The sequence below is a fragment of the Alteribacter natronophilus genome (genome assembly GCF_006007885.1).
Taxonomy (GTDB): Bacteria; Bacillota; Bacilli; order Bacillales; family Salisediminibacteriaceae; genus Alteribacter; species Alteribacter natronophilus.
Genome location: NZ_VCRO01000003.1, coordinates 280989 through 295764, shown reverse-complemented (window position 1 = coordinate 295764; position 14776 = coordinate 280989). Strand labels below are relative to the sequence as shown.

At 48.2% G+C, this 14776-nt stretch carries 14 protein-coding genes and 2 tRNA genes; 15 read left to right on the top strand and 1 reads right to left on the bottom strand.

Going from position 1 to position 14776, the window contains the following annotated elements; genetic code table 11:
• The first annotated feature begins 2 nt into the window (after positions 1-2).
• From ptsG to FGB90_RS11380, 11 genes are all read left to right on the top strand, one after another.
• Positions 3-1997: a glucose-specific PTS transporter subunit IIBC gene (ptsG, locus tag FGB90_RS11430; protein WP_138810969.1), complete on the top strand. Its 1995-nt coding sequence runs from the start codon at positions 3-5 to the stop codon at positions 1995-1997.
• Positions 1998-2025: 28 nt separating this feature from the next.
• The gene (locus tag FGB90_RS11425) at positions 2026-2289 is read left to right on the top strand and encodes a phosphocarrier protein HPr (protein ID WP_110516240.1); all 264 of its coding nucleotides are present in this window, start codon (positions 2026-2028) and stop codon (positions 2287-2289) included.
• Positions 2289-4016 (top strand): phosphoenolpyruvate--protein phosphotransferase, encoded by a 1728-nt coding sequence (ptsP, locus tag FGB90_RS11420; RefSeq protein ID WP_138810968.1) that lies wholly within the window; start codon positions 2289-2291, stop codon positions 4014-4016. The genes FGB90_RS11425 and ptsP overlap by 1 nt, the downstream gene beginning before the upstream one ends.
• A gap of 331 nt (positions 4017-4347) precedes the next feature.
• A complete protein-coding gene (locus FGB90_RS11415) occupies positions 4348-4815 on the top strand; it encodes a MarR family winged helix-turn-helix transcriptional regulator (protein WP_138810967.1) in 468 nt (155 codons plus the stop codon).
• A 32-nt stretch (positions 4816-4847) separates the two neighbouring features.
• Positions 4848-5669: a glutamate racemase gene (racE, locus tag FGB90_RS11410; protein ID WP_138810966.1), complete on the top strand. Its 822-nt coding sequence runs from the start codon at positions 4848-4850 to the stop codon at positions 5667-5669.
• Positions 5670-6094: 425 nt separating this feature from the next.
• Positions 6095-7330, top strand: a complete 1236-nt coding sequence (locus FGB90_RS11405; RefSeq protein WP_138810965.1) for a GerMN domain-containing protein — start codon at positions 6095-6097, stop codon at positions 7328-7330.
• A 106-nt stretch (positions 7331-7436) separates the two neighbouring features.
• A complete protein-coding gene (gene rph / locus FGB90_RS11400; RefSeq protein ID WP_138810964.1) occupies positions 7437-8192 on the top strand; it encodes a ribonuclease PH in 756 nt (251 codons plus the stop codon).
• Between the two features lie 5 nt (positions 8193-8197).
• Positions 8198-8809, top strand: a complete 612-nt coding sequence (locus tag FGB90_RS11395) for an XTP/dITP diphosphatase (protein WP_138811227.1) — start codon at positions 8198-8200, stop codon at positions 8807-8809.
• On the top strand, positions 8809-9324 hold the full coding sequence (locus tag FGB90_RS11390) for a metallophosphoesterase family protein (RefSeq protein ID WP_138810963.1): 516 nt from the start codon (positions 8809-8811) through the stop codon (positions 9322-9324). The genes FGB90_RS11395 and FGB90_RS11390 overlap by 1 nt, the downstream gene beginning before the upstream one ends.
• Positions 9325-9402: 78 nt before the next feature.
• Positions 9403-9476, top strand: a tRNA-Gly gene (locus FGB90_RS11385).
• A gap of 2 nt (positions 9477-9478) precedes the next feature.
• Positions 9479-9555 (top strand) — tRNA-Arg (locus FGB90_RS11380).
• A 69-nt stretch (positions 9556-9624) separates the two neighbouring features.
• Here FGB90_RS11380 and FGB90_RS11375 read toward each other — a convergent pair.
• On the bottom strand, positions 9625-10041 hold the full coding sequence (locus tag FGB90_RS11375; RefSeq protein WP_138810962.1) for a hypothetical protein: 417 nt from the start codon (positions 10039-10041) through the stop codon (positions 9625-9627).
• 154 nt (positions 10042-10195) lie between these two features.
• Between FGB90_RS11375 and FGB90_RS11370 the strand changes: the two genes are divergently transcribed.
• The 4 genes from FGB90_RS11370 to FGB90_RS11355 all read left to right on the top strand — a co-directional run bounded on the left by FGB90_RS11370 (position 10196) and on the right by FGB90_RS11355 (position 14692).
• Entirely contained in the window at positions 10196-11239 is a 1044-nt protein-coding gene (locus FGB90_RS11370; RefSeq protein ID WP_138810961.1) for a tetratricopeptide repeat protein, read from the top strand.
• 133 nt (positions 11240-11372) lie between these two features.
• On the top strand, positions 11373-12668 hold the full coding sequence (tig, locus tag FGB90_RS11365) for a trigger factor (RefSeq protein WP_138810960.1): 1296 nt from the start codon (positions 11373-11375) through the stop codon (positions 12666-12668).
• Between the two features lie 455 nt (positions 12669-13123).
• The gene (gene clpX, locus FGB90_RS11360) at positions 13124-14398 is read left to right on the top strand and encodes an ATP-dependent protease ATP-binding subunit ClpX (protein WP_138810959.1); all 1275 of its coding nucleotides are present in this window, start codon (positions 13124-13126) and stop codon (positions 14396-14398) included.
• 48 nt (positions 14399-14446) lie between these two features.
• Positions 14447-14692: a hypothetical protein gene (locus FGB90_RS11355; protein WP_138810958.1), complete on the top strand. Its 246-nt coding sequence runs from the start codon at positions 14447-14449 to the stop codon at positions 14690-14692.
• The last annotated feature ends 84 nt before the right edge of the window (positions 14693-14776 follow it).

Sequence of the window (14776 nt, the reverse complement as noted above, 5' to 3'; positions counted from 1 at the left end):
TTATGAGTACAGCAGTAAGTAAAGACAGCGTTTTCAGTAATCTGTTTGGCCTTCTTCAAAGAATTGGCCGTTCTCTGATGCTCCCGGTGTCGGTTCTTCCGGCGGCAGGACTCCTGCTCGGGCTGGGACATGAAAATGTGCTCGATATACCGGTAATGACAGAGGCCGGAGGCATCATTTTTGCAAACCTGGCACTCATTTTTGCCGTAGGTGTTGCCATTGGACTTTCGGACGGTGATGGGGTGGCCGGACTGGCAGCAGTCATCGGTTATCTGATTATGAACCAGACACTGGCCATTCTTGCGGATTACCGAGGACTTGAAACCGAAACCGTCCTCGGTATGGAAACACTGGGGATGGGGGTATTTGGGGGGATCATTATCGGTCTCACCGCATCGTATCTCTACAATCGATTCCATAAGATCGATCTCCCGCAGTTTCTCGGTTTTTTCGGTGGTAAAAGATTCGTTCCAATCATCACTGCAGCGGTAAGTGTCGGACTCGGTGCCATTCTTGTTTTTGTCTGGCCGCCAATTCAGCAGGGGATCGATTATCTCAGTGTTCTGGCAACTGAAACCGGAACCACTCTTGCAGCCTTTATTTTCGGGTTTGGCCAGCGTATTCTTATTCCGTTCGGCCTTCACCATATTTTCTACCAGCCTTTCTGGTTTGAGTTCGGTCAGTATACAACCGAGGCAGGAGAAACGGTCCGCGGTGACCTGAACCGTTATTTTGCAGGTGACCCGGAAGCAGGGACATTTATGGCAGGGCTGTTTCCATTTATGCTCTTCGGACTTCCGGCAGCGGCGCTGGCTATTTACCATGAAGCAGATAAAGCGAAGAAAAAGGCTGTTGCCGGTATTATGGGCTCTGCAGCTCTAACAAGCTTTCTGACGGGAATCACCGAGCCGATTGAATTTGCCTTCCTATTCGTAGCACCGATCCTGTTCCTCATCCACTGTATTTTTGCAGGATTCTCCTTTGTGGCTATGGATCTGCTGAATGTGAAGGCAGGGTTCACGTTTTCCGGAGGCTTTATCGATTATATTCTTTACTGGAACTTCTCAACAAACGCATGGCTTGTAATTCCTGTAGGTCTTGTCTTTGCGGTTATGTACTACTTCGGTTTCCGCTTTGCCATCCGTAAGTTTAATCTTCAGACGCCCGGACGGGAGAAGGATGCAGAAAGCGGAGATGAAGGAGCGAAACCGTCCAAAGGTCTGGCCCGTGATGTTCTTTCAGCTCTTGGGGGTAAGAAGAATATCAGTAAGCTGGATGCCTGTATTACACGCCTCCGTGTAACGGTGAACAGCAAAAGCGAGGTGGACAAAGACGAGCTGAAAAAATTAGGTGCTTCAGGTGTAATGGAAGTGGGTAATAATATACAAGCTATCTTTGGTACGAAATCCGATGCCATTAAAGGGCAGATTAAGGATTTAATTGATGGAAAAGAGGTTCAGGAAGACCTTGATGAACAGGAAGTTGATGAAACAAAGATCGTTCCCGGGGATGGCGGAGAGGATCCGAATCCTGAAGAGAAGGCTCTTTCCTTTGCCATGCCGATTGAGGGCAGACTGACCGATCTTTCCGATGTACCTGATCAGGTGTTCTCGGGCCGAATGATGGGAGACGGCTTTGCCATTGATCCAAAAAACGGTCTTGTCAAATCGCCGGTTAATGGTAAAGTAATGAATGTCTTCCCAACGAAACATGCAATAGGCATTGAGGCTGACAGCGGACATGAAATTCTGATACACTTTGGTATTGATACAGTCAACCTCAAAGGAGACGGGTTTGAAACGTTTGTCGATGAAGGCGAACGCATTACACAGGGTCAGGATTTATTAAAGGTTGATCTGGACAAAATTAGAGAGAGGGTTCCCTCTTTAATGACACCTGTCGTATTTACAAACCTGCAGGAGGGTGAAGCGGTCAAGCTTCAGAAGCAAGGCTCTGTTTCCCTGGGGGATACAGGAATCATAGAAATATCAAAATAATACTTAAAACCAGAAGGAGTGTTTTCTCATGGCAGAAAAGAACTTTAAGATTACAGCAGAAACAGGAATCCACGCGCGTCCGGCTACGCAGCTTGTAAATAAAGCAGGACAATATGAGTCCGAAGTCACTCTTGAGCATAACGGCAAATCCGTTAATCTCAAGTCCATCATGGGGGTAATGAGCCTTGGTGTCGGTCAGGGTGCTGAAGTAACAATTAAGGCAGAAGGATCCGATGAAGAGGAAGCAATTAAAGGCCTTGAGGAAGTTATGAAAGAAGGACTGGCTGAGTAATGTCCAAAACATTAACCGGAATCGGGGCTTCTTCCGGTATTGCCATTGCCAAGGCTTTTCTTCTTGAAACTCCTGACCTTACTGTTGAAAAGACAGAACCAGAGGACCAGGCAGCAGAGGAGAAAAAGTTTGACGACGCTCTGGCTTCCGCCAAGGGAGAACTCGAAAAAATCAAAGAAAAGACCCTCAACGACCTGGGAGAAGAGCATGCTGAAATCTTCTCCGCTCACCTCCTCGTGTTAAGTGATCCTGAATTCGTGGATGCGATCCGCGGGAAAATCAGGGACGAAAACGTAAATGCAGGTTACGGGGTGAAGGAAGTTTCCGATATGTTTGTGTCCATGTTTGAAAACATGGATAACGAATACATGCAGGAGCGTGCGGCGGATATCCGTGATGTGTCCAAGCGGGTGCTCGCCCACGTTCTCGGAAAGAAACTTGTTTCCCTTGCTGAAATTGACGAGGAAGTAGTGGTCATTGCTGATGACCTTACACCATCTGATACTGCCCAGCTTAACGGTGAATTTGTAAAAGGTTTCGCCACGGATATCGGTGGCCGTACATCACACTCTGCAATTATGGCGCGTTCCATGGAAATCCCGGCTGTCGTAGGTACAAAAGAAGTAACCGGTGAAGCGGAATTTGATACGATGATGATTGTGGATGGAATTGAAGGTACGGTCATTGTGGATCCGACTGAAGATGAGATCAATCTTTACCGTAAAAAGCAGGAGGAGTTTGCTGCCAAGAAAAAGGAATGGGCCAAGCTCGTGAATGATGCAACCGAGTCAGAGGACGGTCACCACGTAGAACTTGCAGCGAACATCGGTACACCCGATGACCTTGAAGGTGTCATTAATAATGGCGCTGAAGGGATCGGTCTTTACCGCACGGAATTCCTTTACATGGGACGTGACGAGCTGCCGACAGAAGAAGAGCAGTTCGAAGCCTATAAAAAAGTCATCTCGGACATGGACGGCAAGCCGGTTGTGATCCGGACGCTTGATATCGGCGGTGATAAAGAGCTGCCGTATCTGGACCTTCCAAAAGAAATGAACCCGTTTCTCGGTTTCCGTGCTATTCGTCTCTGCCTTGAAAAAGACGATATGTTCCGTACACAGCTGCGGGCACTGCTTCGTGCAAGTGCGTTCGGTAACCTGAAAATTATGTTCCCAATGATCGCTACACTTGAAGAGTTCCGACAGGCAAAGGAGATTCTTTTTGAAGAAAAAGATAAACTGAAAGCCGATGGAACTGATGTCAGCGATGAGATTGAAGTGGGCATAATGGTGGAAATACCATCAACTGCTGTAATGGCCGACACCTTTGCCAAGGAAGTTGACTTTTTCAGTATCGGCACAAACGACCTTATTCAGTATACAATGGCAGCGGACCGGATGAACGAGCGGGTATCCTACCTGTACCAGCCTTATAATCCGGCGATACTCCGTCTCGTCAAGATGGTGATCGACGCTGCACATAACGAAGGCAAATGGGCCGGTATGTGCGGGGAAATGGCCGGGGATGAAGTGGCGATTCCGCTCCTTCTCGGACTTGGTCTTGATGAGTTCAGTATGAGTGCAACGTCTGTTCTTCCTGCCAGAAGCCAGATTTCAAAACTGAGCAGAGCAGAAGCTGAAGAAGCTGCGAAAAAAGCACTTGATATGGAAACTGCAGACGATGTGAAGGCTTTCATTGAAGAGACTTTTCCGTCTGAGGTTATATAACACCCGTAATTACCAAACCTCTGCAGATATGATCTGCGGGGGTTTTGCTTTTTTGTTCGGGGGGAGAAGGTCTGTAATAGGGAGCGGGAAATAGGTGAGGCATAAAACTTTATAAGCTATTTCTGCTGAAACACTTGAAAAGATACCTGAAAACAAGGAGAATAAGAGTAATCACGATCCTTTGCTTCCCGAAAGGAAGCTGCGATTCGGATATACCGGAAGTAGATACATATTCAGCTCCTTAGTCATCAACAGGCGGTTTTCATGCAAAGTAACGGAAGCTGAAAATACTGAAATGAATGACCGCCGGGTCATCAGGAGGGTAAAGCTTATGCCAGAACAGACGATTAAAAAACAGCAGGTTGCCGACATTGAAAAATCACTCAGGATGATTGCAGATATCGTAAAACAGAAAGGGCGGGAAATTCTAAACGAGTTTCCGATTACGCCACCTCAGTTTGTTGCACTTCAGTGGCTCCATGAATATGGTGATATGACAATCGGAGAACTGTCGTCTAAAATGTACCTCGCATGCAGCACAACAACGGATCTCATTGACCGTATGGAAAAAAACGAACTCGTTGAACGGGTAAAAGATACAAATGACCGTCGTGTTGTCCGGATTCATCTCCTTGATAAAGGGGCGGAAATCATTAAAGAAGTTATCACACGCCGTCAGGCATACCTTCAGGGGATTCTCGATGACTTTTCCCCGGAAAATGTAGATTTTCTTGACCGGAGTCTATCCTACCTTTTTGATGAAATGAAAAAGGATGCGAAGACCTGGAAGTCATTTTAATTCAGTCATAGGAGAGAAAGGAACAACCAGCATTGAACAAACCGATCGGTGTTATTGATTCCGGAGTTGGCGGACTGACCGTGGTTTCCGAACTGATCCGTCAGCTTCCGAAAGAGGAAATTATATATATAGGTGATACAGCCCGCTGCCCGTACGGTCCACGCCCGGTTGATGAAGTAAGGGAATACACGTGGCAGATGATCGATTACCTGCAGCGCGAAGATATTAAAATGCTCGTGATTGCGTGCAACACCGCTACTGCAGTGGTGCTTGAAGAAGCGAAAAAAAAGCTTGATATTCCTGTCGTCGGGGTCATTAACCCGGGAGCAACAGCGGCCCTCAAGGCGACTGAAAATGATCATGTCGGTGTTATCGGCACCGTTGGGACGATCCTGAGCGGTGCATACGAAAAGGCTCTCCGCAGTATTAACGACGAAGTCAAGGTGGAAAGTCTGCCGTGTCCCCGTTTTGTTCCCATGGTTGAAAGAGGCATATTTTCAGGCCCCGAGGCGGCCAGGGTCGTTGCAGAGACGCTTGAGCCGATTGTGGAAACCGGCATTGACAGTCTCATACTCGGATGCACCCACTATCCTCTTCTTGAGGATGTAATCCAGGAATATGCAGGCGACCGTATTCAGGTTATCTGTTCCGGAGATGAAACTGCCCGTGAAGTCAGCGGTCTGATGTTTCACAATGGACTTCTTTTTACGGGATCCAGGAAACCGGCCCATCGTTTTCTCACAACCGGCAGCGGCGAGTCGTTTGCCCGTATTGCAGACGACTGGCTGACCATTCCTGTTCCTGGGACAGCCGTTGAGGAAATCGGTCTCGTCCGAAGTGGACAGGAGAATTAAAATCAGCTGATTGAAACACACAGTACCTGAATGGTGCTGTGTGTTTTTCTGTCCGGGAACTAAGAAAGAAGATTGCCCTGTCTCCACATTTAATGGGGCTGGGACAGAAGTATTTTTACAGACGAAAATCCGAACAACCAATAGGCGGTGCAGGTAAATCGCTCCTGAAATATTCGCCGCTTTCCGTGGGAAGCGGCTGAGCCTCCGCGTGCTTCGCCCTGCGGGGTCTCATCTGCGCTTTTCCTCCCGCAGGAGTCGGCGAATATTTCATCCGCTTATCAGCTTACTGTTCGGATTCTAATCTAAACACTTTCCTTATGTCCCGGCATCCTTCTTTACCCTCTGCCCCTCCCGAAACAAACTTGGTCTAAATGAATTCATAGCTCGTATACATGTTAGTACAAACTGCCTGAGGAGGGGAAAGTATGTTTCGTCGTATAAAAAAACCCTGGTGGATACTGCTTTCGGCAACCGTTGTACTTGCGGCATGCGGAGCTGAAGAAGAAGCGCAGGAAACACTCGAAGAAATAGACCCGCCGCAATTTGTTGACGAGCAGGATGAGCTGGGACTCGAAGATTCGCCGGCCGGAACCGCGGAAGAGGATATGGACGGAGTAATGGATGACGGTACTGATGAAGACATGAACATGGAAGAAGACGACATGCACATGGATGAAAAGGGTGGAATGACCCACGACGATGAAATGGATGAAAATATGGACGGGAACATGGATGAGGAAATGGACGAAGACATGGACATGGAAGAAAAAGGCGGCGCCATGATGGAGGAAACGGCCATGCGGGAACTTTACCTGATGGACCGTAACGGAATGGTTACCCCTCAGACCTTCGCGCTTCCAAGCACTGACGATGAGCTTGCCCAGTCGATCTCCTATCTCATTAAAGGCGGACCGGTAACAGATCTGCTGCCAAACGGTTTTCAGGCTGTACTTCCTCCGGATACACAGGTAATTAATGCCGAAGTAACAGAAGACGGAGAGGCTGTTGTTGATTTTTCCCAGGAATTCACGGAATACAGAGCTGAAGATGAGCTGCGCGTGCTTCAGTCAGTTACATGGACAGCAACACAGTTCGATGGAGTGGAACGCGTACACCTTCGCGTCAATGGTGAGGAACTGAAAGTGATGCCGCAGAACGGAACACCGGTTTCGGAAGGGTACAGCAGAAGTCACGGAATCAATCTTGAGCCGACCGCCATCAGTGATATTTCCAATACAAAACCGGTAACGGTTTACTTCCTCAGTCAGCCGGATGATGAAACGTACTATGTCCCGGTTACACGCCGTGTACCTGCGAACGCAGACGTCCATACAGCTGTAGTGGATGAACTCCTTAAAGGGCCCGGTTTTGCAACATCCCTGCTGACGGACTTCCGTACGGAAACCGCGCTTCTTGACGAGCCGCGCTTCCGCAATGGGACGGTGGAGCTGAATTTCAATGAAGGGCTTCTCTCCCAGATGGAAGGTACAGCACTGTCAGAGCATGTTGTTAATATGATCGTTCTCTCCCTCACGGAACAGGAAGATGTGGAGCAGGTATCCATCACTGTAAACGATGAAGACCAGCTCATGGTGAGCTCCGGAGCAACTCTCACTGAGCCGGTTACACGCCCGGGAAGTGTGAATACAGGAAAATATTAATACCGGTTTGAATTCCAATTGGTAAACGATTATGATGTAGGAGGCGGCTGTCACAGCTGCCTCTTTTCCTTTGTACATAATGAAATACCATACAGGAGTGATAAACATGCGAGTGGACGGAAGAACTGCAGATGAATTAAGACCGGTAACAATTGAGGCTGATTATATTAAACATCCGGAAGGGTCCGTGCTGATCAGTTTTGGTGACACGAAAGTCATCTGCTCGGCAAGTATTGAGGACCGGGTACCTCCGTTTATGCGCGGTCAGGGAAAGGGATGGGTTACGGCAGAGTACGCTATGCTTCCGCGGGCAACCGAGTCGCGGAACATTCGTGAATCATCAAAAGGAAAATTGTCGGGCAGGACGATGGAAATCCAGCGCCTGATTGGAAGGGCTCTCCGCTCCGTGGTGGATCTCGAGTCAATTGGGGAACGGACAGTATGGGTGGACTGCGACGTCATCCAGGCAGACGGAGGTACACGAACAGCAGCCGTTACAGGGGCTTTTGCCGCTATGTGCCTCGCTTTTCAAAAGGGGATTGAGGCCAAAACATTTAAGAAATTCCCTGTCACAGATTACCTGGCAGCCGTTTCTGTAGGTGTAGATGAAGAACACGGGGCCATTCTTGATCTGAACTACGCCGAGGACTCAAGTGCTGAGGTGGATATGAACCTCATTATGACCGGATCCGGCGAGTTTGTTGAAATCCAGGGAACCGGTGAGGAGGCCACTTTTTCCCGCAGTCAGCTGAACAGTCTTCTCGATCTCGGGGAAAAAGGGATTACCGAGCTTTTTAATATACAGAAAGAAGTGATTGGGGAAGCTGCCGGTCACTTTGATAAACAGGGAGAGTCCGAGTAATGACAATTTCCGAAGTGCTCATTGCCACAAAAAATCCGGGAAAAGTAAGGGAATTCGAAGCATTTTTTGCAGGCAGGGGAATTCGTGTCTCCTCACTGCTTGATCTGGAGGAACCGCAGGATGTGGTTGAAGACGGGGAAACCTTTGAGGACAACGCCGTTAAAAAGGCCGAAGCAATCGGAAAAGCAGCAGGAATACCCGTAATTGCAGATGATTCCGGCCTGGAAGTTGATGCTCTGAACGGGGCACCGGGGGTTTACTCTGCCCGGTATGCAGGGAACGAAAAGAATGACGATGCCAATAATGCCAAGCTTCTCAGGGAGCTGAAAGGTGTTCCGCAAGAAAAACGTACAGCCCGCTTTGTCTGTGCCCTGGCCGTATACATGCCGGGTAACAAGTCGTTTGTACTGAGAGGAACGTGTGAAGGCCTGATTGCCGAGGATCAAAAAGGCGAGCATGGTTTCGGTTATGATCCCCTTTTCTACGTTCCTTCCAAAGGCAGGATGATGGCGGAACTGACAAGAGAGGAGAAAAACACTCTCAGCCACCGGGCAAGAGCCTTACAGCTTCTCGAACAGAAATGGGAAGAGACGGTTGATAAAGGAGGCGCACTCTGATGAAGGCGATGATTATCAGTGACAGTCACGGCTGGCGTGACGAACTGAGGACCGTGATCGACCGGCACAGGGAAGAGGTGGACCTCGTTGTCCACTGCGGTGATTCCGAACTTGATGGAGCCGCACCTGAACTCGAAGGGGTGCGGACTGTTAAGGGAAACTGTGATTTTGGCGGTGACTTTCCGGAAGAGCGGGTGGATGAAGCCGGAGGTGTCCGGTTTTTTACCGGCCATGGTCATCTTCTAAACGTCAAAATGTCCTCACTGCAACTTAAATACAAAGGTCAGGAAAATGAAGCGGACATTGTCTGCTATGGTCACTCCCACGTTCCGGAAACATTTGAGGAAGAAGGATTGGTCTTTATTAATCCGGGAAGCATCCGTCTTCCGAGAGGACCGGTGGACTTTGGCACATACGCTCTGGCTGAAGTGTCCGAAGCTGAAGTGAAAGTGGAGTTTTTCTCCTTCGAGGGAGAAACGGTACCCCAGCTGAGCAGAACGTTTCCCCGCAGATGATATGAAAATTATTGTTGACTTTTAACAGGGAATCAGCTATATTAATATTTGTCGCACAAACAAATTAACATAGCTGATGCGGGTGTAGTTTAGTGGTAAAACCTCAGCCTTCCAAGCTGATGTCGTGAGTTCGATTCTCATCACCCGCTCCAGAGTCCCAGTAGCTCAGCTGGATAGAGCAACGGCCTTCTAAGCCGTCGGTCGGGAGTTCGAATCTCTCCTGGGACGCCATTTTGCACACAAAATCATTTACATACAAAACCCCCGGAATCTTTAACACAGGATTCCGGGGGTTTTGATTTAGGACGGTTTCTGTTCGCCCGCTGAGGCAGGTATATGTTCTTCTTGCCCTGCAATCAGTTTATGGATTTTTTTCAGACAGCTTTCAGGGTCCGCAGGACATACGACTTTCCAGCCGCTTTTCCTTAAATAGTACTTCATGAAAACACGCCTGTACGAGCCTGCTGATGATGGAAGGACAGCAATCCTGTAGGGTTCAAGTGCAAGTGGGATGACAGCCGAACCCGAGTGGACTCTGCAGCTTACGTAATAGCCGTTTCGCGTAAGGCTGTCATACAGAGCACGGTCATCTTCGGAATCCAGTCTGTCACGTTCGTTTTTTACAATAGTAAATTTCGGAGCAGGAGTGCTGCCTTTTCTCGTGGCAAGGTACAAAGTGATCACTGCCGCCGCCAGGATGGTCAGTATTTCCGCCAACGCCCTCACCCTTTCGTGTAGGATATTCCTACTATTCATTATTTACGCTGAAGCGCCAGGGGAAACCTCATTTTCTTAAATTATTTGTTTTTCATAATTTATATTGATAAACTGAAAGTTAATAACTTTGCTCTTGACAAAGGTGGAACGAATTATGGGAAAACAGAAACAGGGACAGGGTGACAATGTCATTATGTTCCCCGGTCTTGTTGCCCGCCTGGTTGAGAAAGGGATGTCAGCGCTGAAGGAAAAGAAGCATGTCGATGCACTACGGTACTTTCAGCAGTCGACAGAACTGGAACCAGCGCATCCGCAGGCGCGCTATGGACTGGTGATTACAAATATAGAGCTCAACAGGCTGGATGATGCAAAAAAACACTGTGAATCCATGCTTAAGGAAGGTATCGGCCAGTACTATGAAGTACTCCAGGTCTATGTATCCCTTCTTGTTCAGCTTGGGGATTACGGTGAAGTGGTGACAATTCTCGAGACAGTCATTGCCGAGGAGAAGCTCCCGCCGGATATGGCGGAATCGTTCTACCAGCTGCTTGAATTTTCCCGGCAGATGACATCGGACGCAGACAGCCAGGCGCCTGCTGAAGAGGAACCCGCTGATCAGTTCAGTACCCCGGAAGAATGGATCGAGACTCTTGAAAGAGGCGACCCGAACCAGCAGCTGGGGGCATTAAAGAAGCTTAGTCAGGTAAATACCTCGAAAGTAGTGGAAGCATACCGTTCGTTTCTTAAGGAAGAAAGCAACGATCCAGTTTTGAAAAGCTACGTCCTTCAGATGATGAAGGACATGAACATACAGGGATCTTTTGAAGTACATAAGTTCGGCGATACATATCATATTCAGATCAGTGAACTTGAAGATGTCTTTCACGAGCGGTTCGGCAATGAAGTCGTCCGGATTGTGGAGGAGAGACTTGGGCAGGAAAGTCCCGGTCTTGTGGAGATGGTGATGCAGGTCTGGTGGCATTATCTTTTTGCTGTCTATCCAAAGTCACCGGTCCCTCTGGATGCCCGGGTATGGGCGGCAGCACTTCATTACCTGGGGACCGAGCTTCTTTCCGAAAGCGACGGTGAAATGATGAAGGCGGAGGAAACGGCTTCCATGTATAGTGCTGCGCCGGAAGAGGTTAAGGCTGCTGCAGCGCACATCCGCAGGATTGAAACCCACCTCTTTCATTCATAAATAAGAACAGCTGTCTCACAAAAGTTGGATACATAGCGATTTTCAATAATTATTGAAAAGAAGTGCACCTGTGTTATAATGAAGTGGTTTGAATAGGATAACAGACGTATTTTTATGTTGGAGGGAATAGATTATGAGCGCAAATTTTGAAAAACTCGAAGGCAATTCCGGCGTTCTTACAGTTGAAGTTGACAAAGAACGCGTAAACACTGCTCTGGATGAAGCATTTAAAAAAGTTGTTCAGAAAGTAAACGTACCTGGATTCCGTAAAGGGAAAGTACCACGTTCCATGTTCGAACAGCGTTTCGGTGTAGAGTCTCTTTACCAGGATGCCCTTGATATCCTTCTTCCGCAGGCTTACGGTGAAGCTGTTGAGGAAACAGGAATCGAGCCGGTTGACCGTCCTGAAATCGACATTGAAACAATGGAAAAAGGCGAGAACCTCGTATTCAAGGCGACTGTTACAGTGAAGCCTGAAGTAAAACTCGGCGAGTACAAAGGTCTTGAAGTGGAAGAGGAATCCGCTGAAGTAACAGACGAAGACGTTGAAGGCGAAATCAAGCAGCTTCAGGAAAAGAATGCTGACCTTGTTGCCGTTGAAGATGGAGAAGTTCAGGAAGGCGATACTGTCGTTATGGACTTTGAAGGCTTTGTTGACGGAGAAGCTTTCGAAGGCGGAAAAGCTGAGAACTACTCTCTTGAGATCGGTTCAGGCCAGTTCATCCCGGGCTTCGAAGAGCAGCTCGTGGGTACGAAAACAGGCACGGATGCGGAAGTTAACGTGGAATTCCCTGAAGACTACCATTCCGAAGAGCTTGCGGGCAAGCCGGCACTTTTCAAAGTTAAAGTGCATGACATTAAGCGCAAAGAGCTTCCAGCACTTGATGACGAGTTCGCTAAAGACGTTGACGAAGACGTTGAAACACTCGACGAGCTTAAGAACAAACTGAAAGAAAACCTTCAGGAGAGCCGTAAGCAGGAAGCGGACATGAAGAAGCGTGATTCCCTCGTGGAACAGGCTGCGGAAAACGCTGAAATCGACATCCCGAAAGCAATGGTGGAAACTGAAACCGACCGTATGCTTCAGGAATTCGGACAGCGTCTTCAGAGCCAGGGCATGACGCTTGACATGTACTATCAGTTCTCCGGTACTGACGAAGAAGGTATGAAAGCCCAGTTCATGGACGATGCGGAAAAGCGTGTTCGCATGAACCTTACGCTTGAAGCAATTGCCGAAGCTGAAAATCTTGAAGCCTCCGAAGAGGACGTGGAAGCGGAACTCGACAAAATGGCTGAAACATACAAGCGTTCAAAAGATGAAATCCGCCAGATCCTTCAGATGCAGGGTGGAACGGAAACACTTAAGGGCGACCTTAAAGTCCGTAAAGCGATCGACTTCCTTGCAGACGAAAGCAAAGCAAAAGCATAAGCAGAAAACCGTTTATGATCACACTGAGCAAGGTGCGTTTTCCAGGCGCACCTTGCTTTGTACATACATATAAAAGTTCAACTGCGAGAATAGCCGGTATATGTAGAATTTCTTTTACCGGTAATAAGAGGTTAAATTCTCCGGGATGTGGAAATGGATACATAGTAGTGCTGCCTGTCATCCGTTATGTTTGACAGAGGAAAATGGCTGTTTTATGCTGTAAAAACATCATACAGGAGTGCGTCCTGTTTCAGGCGCAGCTTTCTGCTGTGATACAATGGGAGCAGAAAATAAGGGAGAAATTTCCCTTTCTGCCGTATGTGTTTTGGTTCCCCGTGATTAAAAACGGGTGTGTGTACGTACAATGAGAACATACAAATCAGATACTGTGAGATCCCGGATTTTCCGTCTCGATAAACTGTACGTCATCGAAAAAAGACAAGGGGTGAAGCGGAATGTTTAAATTTAACGAAGAAAAAGGCCAGCTTAAGTGTTCATTTTGCGGTAAAACGCAGGATCAGGTGCGTAAACTGGTAGCCGGTCCCGGCGTGTATATATGTGACGAATGTATTGAACTTTGCACTGAGATTGTGGAAGAGGAGCTCGGAAGCGAAGAGGAAGTGGAAATGGAGGATATTCCAAAGCCACAGGAAATCCGTGAGATTCTGAACGATTACGTCATTGGTCAGGATCAGGCGAAAAAATCACTGTCTGTTGCGGTATACAACCACTACAAACGTGTCAATTCCACAAGCAAGAATGACGAAGTGGAACTGGCGAAAAGTAACATCTGTCTGATTGGACCAACAGGAAGCGGAAAAACCCTTCTGGCTCAGACTCTTGCCCGTATTCTGAACGTGCCGTTTGCCATTGCTGATGCAACGTCACTTACAGAAGCCGGTTATGTAGGGGAAGATGTTGAAAACATTCTCCTTAAGCTTATCCAGTCTGCCGACTACGATGTGGAAAAAGCAGAACGAGGCATCATCTACATCGATGAAATCGATAAAGTGGCACGTAAATCCGAAAACCCGTCTATTACCCGCGACGTTTCAGGAGAAGGTGTCCAGCAGGCCCTGCTTAAGATTCTTGAAGGTACAACAGCCAGCGTACCACCGCAGGGCGGACGGAAGCATCCTCATCAGGAATTCATCCAGATCGACACGACGAACGTACTGTTTATCTGTGGAGGAGCCTTCGACGGCATCGAACAGATCATCAAGCGCCGTCTCGGTAAAAAAGTAATCGGTTTCGGTTCCGATTCCTCCAAAGAGGATCTGAAAGAAGGTCAGTACCTTGGCAAAATCCTGCCGGAAGACCTTCTGCGTTACGGACTGATTCCGGAGTTCATCGGTCGTCTGCCGGTTATCTCCAGCCTTCGTCCACTCGACGAAGATGCGCTCATCGAAATTCTTACGAAGCCGAAAAATGCTCTGGTAAAGCAGTATCAGAAACTTCTTGAGCTTGACGACGTGGAGCTCGAATTCGAAGAAGAAGCGCTTGTTGAAGTGGCTAAACAGGCAATTGAACGTAAAACCGGTGCCCGTGGCCTTCGTTCCATTATTGAGGGCATGATGCTTGATGTCATGTACGAACTCCCTTCCCGTGAAGACATCGCAAAGTGTGTCATTACGGCGGAAACGGTGCGAGATCACGCACGCCCTCGTCTCGAAACATCCGACGGAACAGTCGTGGATGAAAAGGACAGCGAATCAAAGGAAAGTGCATAAACAGCTCATGCTGTATCATAACCCTCCGGCTGCAAGCCGGGGGGTTTAATGATGTGTGAGCTAACAGTGAGACCCGGTGAAAGTTCATATGACTATTACAAACAGAACGGAACACCGGCAGAGAGAGTACTGAGGCAGTGGAGGCCAGGCGAGACCCCGCAGGCGAAGCTGAGGAGGCTTGCCGGCATCGCCGCGGAAAGCGAGCAGCCGGTGAGGAGCGGCGTTTCTATTCCCTGTATTGAAACCGGCCATTCGCAGCATATGAACATCAAAGCGAAACTTCTTTCAGACTAAGTTTTAAATTCCCAACTGGTACTCGTGCTAATTATTGCCTAGTGCCCTGACACAGGTTATCCCGGTTGCAACAGGTCATACTAA